Source organism: Streptomyces sp. DH12 (assembly GCF_020873895.1).
In the GTDB taxonomy this organism is placed as follows: Bacteria; Actinomycetota; Actinomycetes; order Streptomycetales; family Streptomycetaceae; genus Streptomyces.
Genome location: NZ_JAHWGT010000013.1, coordinates 137,562 through 152,221, shown reverse-complemented (window position 1 = coordinate 152,221; position 14,660 = coordinate 137,562). Strand labels below are relative to the sequence as shown.

10 protein-coding genes are annotated in these 14,660 nt (G+C 74.9%); all 10 read right to left on the bottom strand.

Annotation, left to right across the window (positions count from 1 at the left end; genetic code table 11):
- Positions 1-8: 8 nt before the first annotated feature.
- Positions 9-1,418, bottom strand: coding sequence for an MFS transporter (locus tag LPA54_RS14560; protein WP_228977565.1), 1,410 nt, complete (start codon positions 1,416-1,418; stop codon positions 9-11).
- Between the two features lie 125 nt (positions 1,419-1,543).
- The gene (locus LPA54_RS14555) at positions 1,544-2,113 is read right to left on the bottom strand and encodes a GNAT family N-acetyltransferase (protein ID WP_228977563.1); all 570 of its coding nucleotides are present in this window, start codon (positions 2,111-2,113) and stop codon (positions 1,544-1,546) included.
- The gene (locus LPA54_RS14550) at positions 2,073-3,035 is read right to left on the bottom strand and encodes a homoserine O-succinyltransferase (protein ID WP_228977561.1); all 963 of its coding nucleotides are present in this window, start codon (positions 3,033-3,035) and stop codon (positions 2,073-2,075) included. Before LPA54_RS14550 ends, LPA54_RS14555 begins: the two co-directional genes overlap by 41 nt.
- A gap of 28 nt (positions 3,036-3,063) precedes the next feature.
- Positions 3,064-4,269: an O-succinylhomoserine sulfhydrylase gene (locus LPA54_RS14545; protein WP_228977558.1), complete on the bottom strand. Its 1,206-nt coding sequence runs from the start codon at positions 4,267-4,269 to the stop codon at positions 3,064-3,066.
- 23 nt (positions 4,270-4,292) lie between these two features.
- Positions 4,293-5,009, bottom strand: a complete 717-nt coding sequence (locus LPA54_RS14540; RefSeq protein WP_058942226.1) for a TenA family transcriptional regulator — start codon at positions 5,007-5,009, stop codon at positions 4,293-4,295.
- Positions 5,010-5,050: 41 nt separating this feature from the next.
- Positions 5,051-6,370: an aminotransferase class I/II-fold pyridoxal phosphate-dependent enzyme gene (locus LPA54_RS14535; RefSeq protein WP_228977555.1), complete on the bottom strand. Its 1,320-nt coding sequence runs from the start codon at positions 6,368-6,370 to the stop codon at positions 5,051-5,053.
- A gap of 5 nt (positions 6,371-6,375) precedes the next feature.
- Entirely contained in the window at positions 6,376-7,905 is a 1,530-nt protein-coding gene (locus tag LPA54_RS14530; RefSeq protein WP_228977553.1) for a hypothetical protein, read from the bottom strand.
- A complete protein-coding gene (locus tag LPA54_RS14525) occupies positions 7,902-9,500 on the bottom strand; it encodes an L-tyrosine/L-tryptophan isonitrile synthase family protein (protein ID WP_228977550.1) in 1,599 nt (532 codons plus the stop codon). The genes LPA54_RS14530 and LPA54_RS14525 overlap by 4 nt, the downstream gene beginning before the upstream one ends.
- A gap of 9 nt (positions 9,501-9,509) precedes the next feature.
- Positions 9,510-10,775, bottom strand: a complete 1,266-nt coding sequence (locus tag LPA54_RS14520) for an MFS transporter (protein ID WP_228977548.1) — start codon at positions 10,773-10,775, stop codon at positions 9,510-9,512.
- 308 nt (positions 10,776-11,083) lie between these two features.
- Positions 11,084-14,437, bottom strand: a complete 3,354-nt coding sequence (locus LPA54_RS14515) for an AfsR/SARP family transcriptional regulator (RefSeq protein WP_228977546.1) — start codon at positions 14,435-14,437, stop codon at positions 11,084-11,086.
- Positions 14,438-14,660 lie beyond the last annotated feature (223 nt).

Here is a 14,660-nt window from a genome sequence, read left to right as displayed (position 1 = left end):
CGGCGCGGTCAGCGCTCGGCGGCTCCCGTGCCGAGCGCCTTGCCGTCGGCCGTCTCGCTGCCGGCCGTCTGCCCGTCGGGGGTCTTGCCGTCGGGGACCTTGCCGTCGACGGCCGGGGCCGCCGTGGCGCGCAGGACGCGCGGCAGCCACACCGCGATGATGACGGTGGAGACGAGCGCGATGACCGCCGAGAAGACGACCACCGGGTCGTACGACTGGAGCGTGTCGTAGCTGATGCCGCCGCCCTCGCTGGCGACGAAGGCGCCGATCTGGTGGATGAACCACATGAGGCCGAGCGCGAGGCCCTTGGCGCGGGCGTCCAGGGAGTTGATCAGGTACATCGAGCTGGCCACCACGGTGCCCAGGTACGTGATGCCGAAGAGCAGCCCGAAGACGTTGGCGGCCAGCGCCGTGGGCGCCGCCATGAGGATGACCAGCGACAGCGCGCGCACCAGGTAGCTCCAGACGAGCACCTTGACGCCGTGGCCGCGGTCGCAGAAGTAGCCGGCGACCAGCGCGCCCACGATCTCGGCGGCGCCGAGCAGCGCCACCGTGGTGCTCGCGACGTTCGCGCCCAGGCCGATGTGGTCGAGGTGGGCCACCAGGTGGACGTCGACGAAGGCCATCGTGACGCCGCAGCCGAAGAAGGCGAGGCTGATCGTCCAGAAGACCCGCGAGCCGAGCACCTCCGAGAGCATGCCCTGGCTGGTCTTGCGCTGGGGCTCCGCGCCCTCCCGCGCCGCGGCGCCGGCCGAACCGCCCTCCTTGGGCAGGACGAGCAGGGCGACGACGGTGATGACCAGCAGGACGATGCCCAGCCAGCGGAAGACCGACCGCCAGACCGTGCCCTCGTCCAGCTGGATCCACAGCGGCAGCAGCGCGACGAAGCCGACGGCGGTGCCGTTCATGAGGATCGCGTAGGTGACGCCCCGGCGGTGCGGGGGGAACAGCTCGTCGACGAGGACGCCCAGCGGCACGTACGAGATCGCCGTGTACGAGATCGCCAGGCCCACCCCGTAGACCACCGTGAAGACGGCGAACGACTGGGTGTAGCCGCCCACCAGGAAGAGCACGCCGCCGAGGACGAGGCCGCCGGCCAGGGACTTGCGCGCGCCGAACCGGTCGGCGACGAAGCCCATCACCGGCGACGCGACCGCGTACGTCAGCATGAACGCCGACGGGGCGATCGCGAACGTGCCGCGTGACACGTCGAAGTCCTCCGTCATGGAGACGTAGAACGCCGTGAGCGTGTTCTTGATCGACGAGGACAGCAGCGCGATGACGAAGCCCAGGGCCACGGCGACGAACAGCAGGGTCCGCCCGTGCCGGGACACCCCGGCCCCCGCGGAACCGCCGGAACCGCCGGAGGGGGGTGCTTCGGGCGTGCGCGTACTGGTCTCTTCCTCAGAGGGCGGCATGTCTCTCCCTGCCTGTGTCGTGGCCGGCGTCCCCGGGCCCGTGGTGCGGTGCGTTGTGAATGAACGCGGTCAGGCGCCGCGCGCCCCGTCCGTTCCGGCCGGTGGACGGGTGGTCTGACGGAAAGTCAGCTCACGGCCGCCCCGCCGGACCGCGCCCGGGTCCGCTCGGCCACGGAGGCCGCCAGCTCCCGGACGCCGTGGCGCATGTAGTGGCCGCGGTACGACGTCCCGTCCACGCGGGCGTAGTCGTCGAGGACGCCGTAGGAGGTGAAGCCGAAGCGCGACCACACCCGGTGGGCCTTGGAGTCCTCGCGGACGTCGATGGTGAGCGTCTCGACGCCCACCTCCGTCGCCTTCGCGCAGACCTGCTCGACCAGCTGGTACACGGCCGAGGTGCCGCGCACCCGGGGCTCCAGGTACGCCTTCATCACCTCCGCCAGGTGGCGGCAGTTGGGCATGCCGTTGGTCTTCATCACGCACATCGCCGCCACCCCCTCCTCGTCCTCGCCGATCAGGAGGTGACCGCCGCCGCCGGAGACCAGCTGCTCCACCCCGTCGACGAACCCCGCCTGCTGGGCCGCCGAGGGGGTCTCCGCGTAACCGAGGATGCCGTCGTCCGCGGCGCTCGCCGCGAGCATCCTGGCCAGGTCCTTCTCATGCGCCCGTACGTCGACGGGCCAGTGCCATGTCAACACGCTGCTGCCCACTCCGCTCTCTCGAAAGGTCCAGGGCCCGCACCCAGTCGGTGAAGAAGGCCCGTGAGTCCGCCAGCCAGCCGTCCTCGATCCCCTCGGCGGCGGCCCGGTCGGGGAAGCTCTTGAGCAGCTCGGGATCGCGCTGCTCCCGGAGCTTCTCGGCGTACGCGAGGAGCGTGTCCCGCGCGTCCGCCGTCAGGTAGCCCTGCGGCAGGTCCGGCACGTGGTCGGCCTCGCCGCCGGCGTACCGGCGCAGGTCGCGCCGGTACTCGCTCAGCAGCGTCTCCCGCAGGTACTCGGGGTGGCCCTGGCAGAAGACGTGCCGCAGCCCGTCCTCGCCGGTCGCCAGGGACCAGGCGCCGTCCTCGGTCTCCAGCGCGACGGTGACGCCCACGCGCCGCAGCTCCTCGGTCGGCATGGTGTTCCACCGCGAGTGCGGCACGCGCACGGTGTCCGGCAGGCCGGCCGTGAGCGGACCGCGGGCGCGCACGCGGTGGGGGTAGACGCCCTGCCGCTTGTGCGGCAGCCGGCTGCGGCTCAACCCGTGCAGCAGGTGCAGGGCCGCGTGCGCCGACTGGCAGGAGTACACCGTCGACGCGACCGCCCCGGCCGTCTCCGCCAGGATCCGGTCGACCACGGCGAGGGCCGGTTCGGCCTCCACCGCGCGGTAGCGCGGCTCGCCCCCCGTGACGATCAGCCCGTCCAGCGACGGCAGGTCCTCCCACGCGATCCCGCACTCCGCCGTCGGGCGGGTCATGTCCGCGCCGTACGCCGTGACTTCCACGGGCAGGCCGAGCCGGCCGGCCGCGCTCTCCACGGCGGTGGCGAACATGTACCGCGCCCAGCTCTCCGGGGCGGGTGAGAAGAGGTCGACGATCCCGATCCGCAGTAAGCCGTCGGTCACGTCGGGTGTGTCGGTCATGGTGCCCCCGTTCGGCTTCACGTTCATGTCACGACGACCGGGCGTCGACGGCGCGCAGCGCCTGGTCCAGGTCGGCCATCAGGTCGGAGACGTCCTCCAGGCCGACCGAGATCCGCAGCAGGTTGGGGGCGATGCCGGCGCGCTCCTTCTCGAAGAGCGACATCCGGCCGTGCGTCGTCGACGCGGGGTGGGTGACCATCGACTTGGTGTCGCCGATGTTCGTCGTGAGGGAGATGAGCGACAGGTTGTCGACCACGTTCCACGCGTCCCCCTGGTCGCCGCGCACGGTGAAGCTCAGCAGACCGCCGTGGCCGGACTGCTGGGCGTCGACCAGCTCCCGCTGCGGGTGCTTCTCCAGGCCGGTGTAGAAGACCTCCTCCACCGCCGGGTGCCGCTCCAGCCACTGTGCGAGGAGCGTCGCGTTGCGCGAGTGCTCCCGCATCCGGATGGGCAGCGTCTCCAGCGACTTCAGGAAGACCCACGAGTTGAAGGCGCTGGGGCTGGGGCCGGCGGTGCGCAGCACCTCCGACACCGGCTTGAGCAGGTCCGCCCGCCCGGCGACGACGCCGCCCCCGCACCGCCCCTGGCCGTCGATGTACTTCGCGGCGGAGTGGATGACGAGGTCGGCGCCGAGCGCCAGCGGATTCTGCAGGACCGGCGTGCACAGGGTGTTGTCGACGACCAGCACGATGTCCCGCTCGGCCGCCAGGGCGGAGAGCGCGCGCAGGTCGGCGACGTGCATCATCGGGTTGGTCGGGGTCTCCAGCACGAACATGGCCGTGTTCTCCCGGACCGCGTCCCGCCACTGGTCGAGGTCCCGGACGTCCGCGACGGACACGGACACCCCGAACTTCTCCATGTAGGTGCGGAAGAACCTGGGCGTCGTGCCGAACATCCCGTCGCCGAGGACCACGTGGTCGCCGGCCGAGAGCAGCCCGAGCGCCACGGCCGTGTACGCCGCCATCCCCGAGCCGACCGCGACCGCCGCGTCGGCGCCCTCCATGGCCGCGATCCGCTCCTCGAAGGCGGCCGTGGTCGGGTTGCTGAACCGGATGTAGACGTTCCCGGGCCGGCGGCCGGCGAACTTCTCGGCGGCGTCCTCGGCGTCCGCGAACACGTAGCTCGCCGTGAGGGCGAGCCCCTCGCTGTGGAGATCCGACAGGTCCTGGTACTGGCCCGCGCGCACGGCGTGCGTGGCGAGGGAGTACGACCCGGGCGGCTGTTTCACGGGCATCCCTGCTCCTGTGTCGTCCGCGGTCAGAGCCGGCCGGCCTTGTACTCCTGGTAGACGCCCTCGTACATGTTGTAGAAGAGGTCGCAGGTGTGGGAGACGGCGTACAGCGCCTCCTCCTGCATCTTCTCCGTGGTGCAGATGTCGGAGACCAGGTCCAGGCCGTGGCGGACGTGGTGGACGTCCTCCGCCTGGTGCACGGAGAAGAACAGCAGGTCCTCGTCCTTCAGGCCGTACACCCGCTTGAAGATGCTGTCGCGGGCCTCGGCGCCGCGCGTCTCCAGGTTCTGGCCCTCGCTGGCGATCATCACCGCGGCGGCGCCGATGTGGTACGTCTCCGGGTTCTTGCACGCCTTCATGCGGTAGTCGATCAGCTCCTGCGTGTTCGGCAGGGCCGTCTCGGCGTCCCGGGTCTCGTCGTCGATGCCGATGGCGCGGATGAAGTCCTGCATCAGCTCGACGTGGTTCTTCGTCTTCGAGATCCGGCCCGTCTCCTCCTCGTAGAGGTTGAAGAGCAGGCGGCGCTTGTGGCGGCCCTCCTTCGGGCAGAAGTAGAAGAGCGTCTCTATGTAGTCCAGGAAGTGCTTGGTGAGCTGGTAGCCCTGGAGCGCCACCTTCTGCAGCGTGTGCAGCTCGCTCTTCTCGGCGTCGAAGAGGATGTCGAACATCGGGTGGTTCAGGGTGAGCTTCTCGTGCAGCGTCTTCTCGAGCTGGTCGCGGAATTCCTGACGTTCCATCAGCATCTCGGCACTCCTTTGTCGGTCGACTGGGCCGTTCCCCAGCATCACGCCGGGGGCGGGACGTGCTCGTCTTCGTGGACGATCCTGGACGGCGCCGCCGCGCGCTGTTCGAGCGCGGCCAGCAGCACGCAGACGGTGAGGCCCTCCATCGCCTGCTCCAGCTCGTCCGGGGCGGGGTAGGTCGGCGCGATCCGGATGTTCCGGTCGCGGGGATCGGTGCCGTACGGGAAGGTCGCGCCCGCCGGCGTCAGCCGGATGCCCGCGCCGGCGGCCAGCTCGACCGTGCGCCGCGCGCACCCGTCCGGTACGTCCAGGCTGACGAAGTACCCGCCGCGCGGCCGCTTCCAGTCGGCCACCCCCAGGCCGCCGAGGCGCGTCCGCAGCACCCGCTCCACCAGGTCGAAGCGGGGGCGCAGCAGGGCGCGGTGGGCGTCCATGTGGGCGCGCAGTCCGTCGGCGTCGCGCAGGAACAGCGCGTGTCGCAGCTGGTTGAGCTTGTCCGGGCCGATGGTCCGCGCGGCGAGGTGGCCGGTGAGCCAGTCCACGTTCGCGCGGGAGGCCCCGAAGAACGCCACGCCCGCCCCCGCGAAGGTGATCTTCGAGGTGGAGCCGTAGACCAGCGGCCGGTCCGGGTGGCCGTGCTCCGCGCACAGGGCGAGGACGTCGGGCGCCCGCGCGGGCTCGTCGGTGAGGTGGTGCACCGCGTACGCGTCGTCCCACAGGATCCGGAAGTCCGGCGCCGCGGCGTCGAGCGCGGCCAGCCGGCGCGCCGTCTCCTCCCCGTAGACGGCGCCCGTGGGGTTGGAGTGGGTGGGCACGCACCAGATGGCGCGCACCTCGGGGTCGGCGGCGGCGATCCGCTCGACCTCGTCCATGTCCGGTCCGTCGTCGCGCATCGCGACGGGGATCATCTCGAACCCGAGCTTCTCGCAGAGCGTGAAGTGGCGGTCGTACCCCGGCACCGGGCAGAGCACCGCCGTCCGCCCCGCCGACCAGGGCCGCTTGGAGCCGGGGACGCCGAAGAGCGCCGCGTGCACCAGCGTGTCGTGCATCAGCGCGAGGCTGGAGTTGCCGAGGGCGAGGAGCTGGTCGACGGGGACGCGCAGGGCGTCGGCGAAGATCCGGCGCAGCTCCACGAGGCCCGTCAGGCCGCCGTAGTTGCGGTGGTCGGCGCCCGCGCCGGCCGGGCCGAGGTCGGCCCCGCCCAGGTCGAGCATCGGGGTGGAGAGGTCCAGCTGGGCGGGGGACGGCTTGCCCCGGGTGAGGTCGAGGGCGAGCCCGCGGGCCACGAGGGCGTCGTACGCGGCCCGGGTCTCCTCCCGCAGCTCGGCGAGGCGGGCGGGGCTGGTGGTGCTCAGTGTCATGGCGCTCATCCGTGGTCGGGGTCGAGGACCTGGGCCAGCGCCCGCAGGACGCCCTGCTCGGGCCCGGAGGCGTAGCACAGCGGCAGGTCCTCGCGGACGAGCCAGTCGAAGAGGTCCGCGGTGGCCGCGTCCGCTCCGGCGGGGGCCGTGGAGGCCGTGGAGGCCGTGGTGCCGGTGGTGGCGTTGTCGGCGGTGCCGGCGGTGGTGCCGGCGGTGTCGGTGAGGAGGACCGGTGCGGCCTCGGGCGACCGCACCTGCGTCTCCGCCACCGAGGCGAACGCGACGGGCGCGTCCGGGGCGACCCGGGCGATCACGTGCTGCGAGAGCTGGGCGCCGCCCCGGACACCGAGGGTCAGCACCGCCGGCACCTCCGGCCGGTCCGTCTTCTCGTGCACGGTCAGCCGCACCGTGTGCGGACCGGCGGTCCGGCCGGGCGCGTCGCGGTCGGCCCGCGCGATGGCCGTGTACCGGGCGGCCGCGGCCCGCCCCACCGCGAGGACGAACGCGACGGCGTCCTCCAGTACCTCCGGCCGGTCCCCGAACACCTCCAGCCAGCGGGCCTGGGCGGCGGGCGAGACCGCGCAGGTCACCGCGGCCCGCACGAGCAGCGGAACCCGCTCGTCCGGCGCCTCCCGCAGCCACTCGGCGACGTGCGGGGCCATCGGCACGCCGTGCGGCGCCTCGCCGCCGGCGGCCAGCGGCAGCACCTGCGGCCAGTCGACGTTGAAGAGCATCACCGGCATCTGCCCGGCGACGTCCTCGTCGGTGAGCGCGGCGAGGTGGCGGGCCACCCGCTCCTCGTGCCGCGCGTCCTCCGCCGCGTCCGACCGCATCACCGCCGCGTAGTCCAGGAACTCCGCCACGCCCGGCCCCACCAGGGCCGCGGCGATGCGCTGCCGCTGCGCGTCGTACTCCGCGAACGCCTGCGGCCGGGCGTACAGGGCCTTCGCGAACCGGTTGCCGCCGGAGTACACCGTCATGCCGATCCGGTCGTCCTCGGCCAGCTCCCGGGCGGCCAGCACGAGCGCCAGCACCCGGCCCACCGCGTACACCTCGGCGAGGTCGGCCCACTGCCCGTGCGTCTTCAACCCGCCGACCGAGCGCTTGGCCTGGCCCCAGGCGAGTTCGAAGCGCAGCGGCTCCGACTCGGCGAGCGCCTCCACCACACGGCGCTGGAGCGCCCGGGTGTCCAGGCGGCCCGCGTTGGCGCTGACCTGGTGGTTGCGGAACAGCTCGGCGACCAGGGCGGCCCGCCGGTGCGCCGGGTCGTCGAGCCGGTCGTACAGGGTCTCCCCGGTGAGCACCTCCAGGGTGCTCCGGGAGCGCCGGACCATCGCCCTGGCCTGCCGCTCCACCCCCTCGCGCCAGCGCGGCACCAGCTCCTCCCGCAGTCGACCCACCGTCAGGACGCAGGCGGGGTCCGGGGTCCGCGGGGTGAAGGGGACGGCGTCGGGGCTCTCCCTGAGCAGGGCGGGCAGTCCACTGCCGCTGACTATCCGGCCGGGCCGGGGGGAAGAGGTCGCGGTGGTCGTCATAGTTCCAGGGCCTCCAGAAGGTGCGGAAAGGTACCGTCGAGCAGCGGCGCCGGGTCGTCCACGTAGGCGACGGGCTGCTGTGTGCGCTCCAGTCGGGCCAGCGGCAGGAAGTGCGGCTCGCGCTCGGCGCGGTCGGCCGCGCCGTGGAGCAGAACCGGCGTCTCCCCGGCGGCCTCCCGCTCGACGCGGTAGCGGAAGGTGGGCCTGGCTCGACCGTCCAGCAGAGCGTAACCGCCCGTCGAGTGCTGCGCCGTCATGTTCGCGTCGCGCGATGCCGCCGTCGTGAAGTGCAGCTCACCGGGCTTCCCGTGGATGGTCAGCTTGACCGCGCGGGGGGCCGTCTCCCGCACCAGGTCGAGGTCCCGGTCGGTGAGCGAGATCGCCACGTAGCGGCAGGCGGCCCGCCACGCCTCCTCCCGCAGGGCGTGGTGGAGTCCTGGGTCGGCCGCGGTCCGCCCGTACGGCGCGGCGGGCCGCTGCCCGCCCGCGCCGGCCCCCGCGCCCGTCCCCGTCAGCGGCCGCCCCAGGTGCGCGACGTAGTGCGCGTACGCCTCCTGGTACGCGTCGGTGTAGCAGGGGCCGTCCGGCAGGCCGGCGTGGCCGGTGCCGAGCGCCGTGTACCGCACGGACGTGGCGATCGACCAGAAGGTGTGCGCCAGCTGCCGCCCGGTGTCGTCCCCGTCGGCCAGCCGCGCGAGGCTGTCGCGCGGGGTGGCCGGGGAGAACCGCCGCCCGTGGCGCTCGTGCAGGGCGGCCGCCTGCCGGAGGTAGTACTCCTCGCGCTCCCGCAGGTCACCGGGGCCGAGGCCGCGGGCGACCCACTCCTCGTAGTCCGTGACGCGCAGCACCTCCTCGGCGTCGAGCTCGCGCACCCACCGGCGCAGGCCGTCCTGGTACGCCTCCACGACGGCGTCGGGCGTGCGGCAGGCCCGGTTGTACTTGCGGCCGTCGGCGACGACGGTGAAGCGGCACCCCGTGGGGGAGAGGGCCGCCACGGTGTGGGCGAGCGCCGCGCACCGCGCCAGCGCGTGCAGCTCCGCGGTGTCGGGCGCGACGCCGCGGTTCTTGACCGGGGAGAAGGGCTTGCGGGAGAAGAGGGGGAGGACCAGCTCCACCGGCTCGCCGTGGGCCAGGGCGTCGGCGACCCGGTCGCGCAGCTCCGCCCGCCCCACGTGCTCGCGCCGGGTGCGGAACCACTTGGTGTCCGACAGCGCCTCGGCCACGGCCTCCGCCGAGCCGACGCGTTTCACCCCGTACTCGTTCATCCGCTTGCGCGCCCGCGCCAGGGCCGTGTCGAGGCGCGCCGACGCGGTGCGGCTCACGGCGGCGCGCATCGCCGGGAGGACGCCCGCCATCCACTCCTCGGCGTCGAGGGTCACCGCCCGGGTGGCGTGCCGCCGCGCCGTGTACAGCTGGAAGGGCCGCGCGCGGGCCGCGCGGATGAGCCGGTGCCCGTCGGATATCTGGCTCCTGCGCTGCTCGGTGGTGAGGTCGCGCAGGGACCGCTCGCGCCGGCTGGTCACGAAGCGGGTCGGTGTCGCCGCGGGTGCGGACGGGGGCGCGGCGGGGGACGTCTCGGGAGCGGTGGAGGTCATGACGGTGCCTCACTTCCTGGTGTGCGTGGTCGAGGGGGCCGCCGCCGCGGCCGGGGCCGCGGTGTCGGGCGGCTCGCGCAGCAGGCGGACGACGACCGCGGCGACGGTGCCGACGGCGGTGAGCATCAGCCAGGCGGCGGGCCACCCGGCGTGGTCGACGAGCAGTCCGAAGAGCGTCGGGCCGGTGGCGCCGCCCAGCGAGACGCCCATCTGCGTCACCGCCGTCGCCCGCGCCGCCCGCCCGGGGAACGCGGCCCCCGCGACGTAGTGCAGGAGCCCCGCCCACCCCCAGCCGCCGCCGAACGCCAGCAGCCCGCCGGCCGTCATCACCCACGGGCCGCCGCCGACCGCCAGCAGCAGCGTGCCGACGGCGCCCGCCAGGTACAGCTGCCACAGCAGGGCGCGCGGCGCGTACCGGCCCCGGTCCACGACGATCCCGGCCAGCAGGCGGACCGCGATGTTGGTCGTGGACCCGGCGGCGGCGAGGAGGCTCGCCCAGGTCAGCGCCATGCCCTCGTGGACGCCGGAGGCGATGAGGAAGCCGCCGAGGGCGTTGCCCACCATCGCCCCGCACAGTCCGGCGACGGCCAGCCCGACCAGGTGGGCGTTCAACCGCAGCGGCGGCGCCGGGGTCGCGGGCCCGCGCCGCCCGCCGGGCCCGCGGCGGCGCACGACGAGGCCGGGCAGCGCGTAGGCCACGCACACGACCGCCGCGGCGGTGAAGACGGCCCGCCAGCCGAACGGTACGGCCAGTGCCGGCACGGCCAGGCTGCCGACCAGCGTCGACGCCGGGACCGCCGCCTGCTTCAGGCCGAAGGCGAACCCCTGCGCGGACGGCGGGCAGCGCTGCATGAGCAGGGAGTTGGTGTGCGGCTGGGTGTAGCCGTAGACCAGCCCGCCGAGCGCGGTGCCCAGCGCGAGCCCCCAGCCGCCGCACCAGGCCGCCACCGACAGGCCGACGGCGGTGACGAGCGCCGCCGAGCCGACCGTCGTCTCGGCCGACACCGGTGTGTCGACCCGCCGGCTCAGGTAGGCGCCGGAGAGGGACGACAGCCAGTACGCGGCGAGGAGCAGCCCGGTGTCGCCGGCGTCCCAGCCCAATTCGCGGTTGACCAGCGTGCTCGTGGCGCCCACCAGGAACAGGGGCAGGGAGGTGAGCACGGTGATCAGCGCCACGCTCACGGCGGCCGCGGCCCCCGAACCGCCGCGGGACCCCTGCTCCCCGCCGGTCGCGGTGTCCCCGCCGTCCCCGCCGTCCTCGCCGTCCCGCCCCACGTCCGCCCCTTTCCCCGAGGCCCCGGCGCCGCCCACCGGACGGGAAACACCCGTCCCATTCCGGATGCGCGCACGCTCCTATTCCGCGGTCCGTTTTCGGCCCGCCGATTCGCGACCCATCATGAGCAGTTCGGAAAACGGGCGGCAAGCACGGTCAAGATGCATGTGCCAATTTTCGCCAAACCCGGTCCGACCAGCGGAGACGGAGATGACATCGAGAAGGAACCGAATCGACAGAGTCGCTTTCCGGCTGCATTTCCCCGGGCCGGTGAACGGGCGGCGAAGGGGCGCCGAGTGCGCCGCGGCGGTCAGGGAACGAGCGGGTAATGCGCGACCCCGTCGCCGGGGAACGCCGCCGCGGCCCGCGCGGAGCCCGTGCCCGCGACCGCGGCGTCCGCCTCGGCGCGCAGCGCCGCCGCCGTGGCGCGGTCCCCGCCCCGCGCCGCCAGCACCGCGGCGTGCGCGTACCGGCAGCGCGCGTACCGCACCGGCGCGTCCAGTTCGAGGCTGAGCGCCGCGGAACGCTTCAGCAGCACGTACGCGGCGCCGGGGTCCCCGGTGTGCCCGCGCGCGGCGGCCAGGCAGAACAGCCCGCCCGCCTCCAACAGCGGGTCCCGCACGGTGCGCGCCTGCTCCACGCACCGGCCGAGCAGGTACTCCGCCCCCGCCCAGTCGGCCCGCTCCAGGGCGATCCCGCCCAGCCCGAAGTAGGCGTGGCCGACCGCCACCACGTCCCCGAGGGCCCGCGCCGCCTCCAGGCCGCGCCGGTACTGCGCCTCCGCCGCCTCCATCCGCCCCCGGCCGCGCAGCAGGGCCGCGGGCGCCAGGCGCGAACGGTCCGCGGCCCGCCCGTGCAGCCGGCGCGTGATCTCCTCCGCGCGCCGCAGGTACGGTTCGGCGCCGTCCACGTCGCGCAGTTCCAGCAGCGTCAGCCCGGTCCACCGCAGCACCTGCGCCCGCGCCTCCTCGTCACCGGCGGCGCGCAGGGCGGGCAGGCAGCGTGCCCAGCGCTCCAGCGCCCGCTCGTAGCGGCCCCGGTACCGCTCCGCTCGCGCCGCCCCGCGCAGCGCGAGCGCGGCGCCGTACGCGTCGCCCACCTCCTCGAACCCGCGGTGCGCCTCCTCCAGCAGCGGCACCGCCTCGGCGTGCCGGCGCCGCGCGAGGTGCAGCTCGCCGAGGCCGAGGAGCGTCGCCGCCTTGCCCCGGCGGTCACCCGCCGCGCGGACGGCGCGCAGGGCGTGCCGGTGGGTCGACGCCCAGTCGTCGTGGTGGCCGCGGGTGCGGAACAGGCAGCGGCAGACCGCCGCCAGGTCCCACGCCTGCCCGCCCAGCCCGTGGCCGGCCGCCTGGCGGACGAGCGCGGTGAGCGTCAGCCGCTCCGCCTCGTACCAGCGCAGCGGGTCCGCCGGCGCCGTCCCCGGACCGGGCGCTGCCCCGGCGGGCAGGTCCCCGGTGGCCGGGCCCCCGGCGGGCAGGCCCCCCGGGTACCGGGTCGGGTGCCCGCGCACGGTCGTGAACTCGCCGCCGCACACCAGGCGGTGCGCCGTCTCCGCGTACGCGACGGCCGCCTCCGCCGTCCGGGCCACGGCGGCCCGGCGGGACTCCTCCGTCTCCGAGCCGGCCGCCCGCTCCGCGGCGAAGAGCCGCACCAACTCGTGCACGCGGTAGCGCAGTTGCCCCGCCCGGTCGGTCCCCACGACATCGACCAGGCGGGAGTCCACCAGTTCCTCCACCGCCGCCTCCGCCTCGTCCGGTGCGGCGTCGAGCAGGGGAGGGGCGATCCAGTCGGCGAAGTCCGGCGGGGCGAGCACGGCCAGCCGGCGCAGCAGCAGCCGCGCGACCGGGCCGATGCCGCGGTAGGAGAGGGCGAGACTGGTGCGGACGGCGAGGCTGTCGTGCTCCAGTTCGTCCAGGCGCCGCCGCTCGTCGGCGAGACGGCCGGCCGCCCGGTCGAGCGTCCAGTGGGGCTTGGCCGCGAGCTTCGCGCCGACGATGCTCACCGCGAGCGGCAGCCTGCCGCAGTGCTCCAGGAGCCGGCGCGCGGCGTCCGGTTCGGCGGCGGGCCGGTCCGCACCGGCGATCCGCGCCAGCAGCTCCCGCGCCTCCGCCCGGCTGAACAACCCCGGTTCCACCACGCGCGCCGCGAACGACGTCGCCACCCGGGAGCGGCTCGTCACCACCACGGCGCAGCTGCCCGTCCCCGGCATGAGCGGCCGGATCTGTGCGGCGGACGCCGCGTCGTCGAGGATGATCAGCACACGTCTGTCGGCGAGGAGGGCCCGGTACTTCTCGGCGCGCTCCTCCAGGCCGTCGGGGATCGCGGGGCCGGGGGTGCCCAGTTCGCGCAGGAACCGGGCCAGGGCCTCCTCCGGCGGTACCGGGTCGGTGTGCAGGCCGCGGAGGTTGATGTACAGCTGGCCGTCGGGGAACGCGGGGCGGCACCCGTGGGCGACGTGGAGGGCGAGCGCGGTCTTGCCGGTGCCGCCCGCGCCCACGACCTCGGCGACCGGCACGCGCCCGGCTGCGGGGAGCGCCGTACCGTCCCGGTCGGCGGGACGCCCGCCGGGGGCGAGCACCTCCGTCAGCACCGCCACCTCGCGCTCCCGGCCGACGAACTCCGCCACGCCGCCGGGCAGCAGGCACGGCCCGACCGGCGGGGGCGGGGGCGGGGCGGAGTCGGGGGCCGGCGGCGGGGACGGGGCCGGCGAGGGTGACGGCGGCGGAGGCGGGGTGGCCGCGGCGGCCGGGACGGCAGCGGAGTCCGGGTCCTCCGAGGCGGCCGGGGCGGCCGGGGCGGCGGGGACGGCCGGGGTGGCGGGGACGGCCGGGGCGGCCGGGGTGGCGGGGACGGCCGAGGCCGGGGGCCGCGGTGGTGCGGGCGGCTCCGGGCGCGGGGGGAGGGAGTCGCGCAGGATCTCCTCGTGGAGGCGGCGCAGTTCCGGCCCCGGGGTGACGCCGAGCTCCTCGTCGAGGAGCCGCGCCCCCTCCCGGTACAGCCGCAGCGCGTCGGCCCGCCGGCCCGAGCGGTACAGGGCGGTCATCAGCTGGGCGCGGGGACGCTCCAGGAAGGGACGCTCCTGGACCAAGGCGCTCAGCTCCGCGACGAGCCCCTCGTACCGGCCGAGTGCCGACTCCAGCTCCGCCCACCGCGCGTGGAGGGCCAGCCGCTCCTCCTCCCAGGCGCGGACCTCGGGTTGCCAGGCCCGCCGGGCGGTGCCCTCCAGGAGCGGCCCCCGCCACAGCGACAGCGCGCGCCGCAGCAGCGCGGCGGCCTCCTCCCGCTCGCCCGCCCCGGCGCGGGCTTCGGACTCGGCGGCGAGGCGGCGGACCAGGGCCGTGTCGAGCACCGCTCGGCGGGTGGTGAGGAGGTAGCCGGGCGGGGTGGTGAGGATGAGGCCGTCCGGCGCGCCCGCCCGCGCGAAGCGGCGGCGCAGCAGCGAGACGCAGACGGCGACCTGGTTGGCGGGGTCCGCGGGGAGCCGGTCCTCCCACACGCCCTCGGCCAACTGGTCGACCGAGACCGTACGGTCGGCGTGGAGCAGCAGCGCCGCGAGGGCGTGCCGCAGCCGGGGGGCCGTGAGCGGGAGCCGGCGGCCGGCCACCCGGACCTCCAGCGGCCCCAGCAGCCGGAACTCCAGGCCGCCGTCGGAAAGCAGCGCCATCCCGTGTCGCCCCCTCGCCGGTGGTCCGCCTCGCCGAGTCACCGGCGACGCGTCGAACACACCCGCAGCGACATTCGCACAACTGCCGGGGGCCGCGCCAGGGTGATCCACGGACAGAGAGCGGCCCGCTGCCGTCCGACTGAATGCCTATTAATCCCTACGAGTGGCAGGAATTCAGATTTTCTCCCGTGCACCGCGAGAATGGCGCTCCCCACCCCGTAGC

Coding starts and splice junctions, on each gene's coding strand:
- LPA54_RS14560 (WP_228977565.1), bottom strand. CDS start 1,418: ATGCCGCCCTCTGAGGAAGAGACCAGTACGCGCACGCCCGAAGCACCC.
- LPA54_RS14550 (WP_228977561.1), bottom strand. CDS start 3,035: ATGACCGACACACCCGACGTGACCGACGGCTTACTGCGGATCGGGATC.
- LPA54_RS14545 (WP_228977558.1), bottom strand. CDS start 4,269: ATGCCCGTGAAACAGCCGCCCGGGTCGTACTCCCTCGCCACGCACGCC.
- LPA54_RS14540 (WP_058942226.1), bottom strand. CDS start 5,009: ATGCTGATGGAACGTCAGGAATTCCGCGACCAGCTCGAGAAGACGCTG.
- LPA54_RS14535 (WP_228977555.1), bottom strand. CDS start 6,370: ATGACACTGAGCACCACCAGCCCCGCCCGCCTCGCCGAGCTGCGGGAG.
- LPA54_RS14530 (WP_228977553.1), bottom strand. CDS start 7,905: ATGACGACCACCGCGACCTCTTCCCCCCGGCCCGGCCGGATAGTCAGC.
- LPA54_RS14525 (WP_228977550.1), bottom strand. CDS start 9,500: ATGACCTCCACCGCTCCCGAGACGTCCCCCGCCGCGCCCCCGTCCGCA.
- LPA54_RS14515 (WP_228977546.1), bottom strand. CDS start 14,437: ATGGCGCTGCTTTCCGACGGCGGCCTGGAGTTCCGGCTGCTGGGGCCG.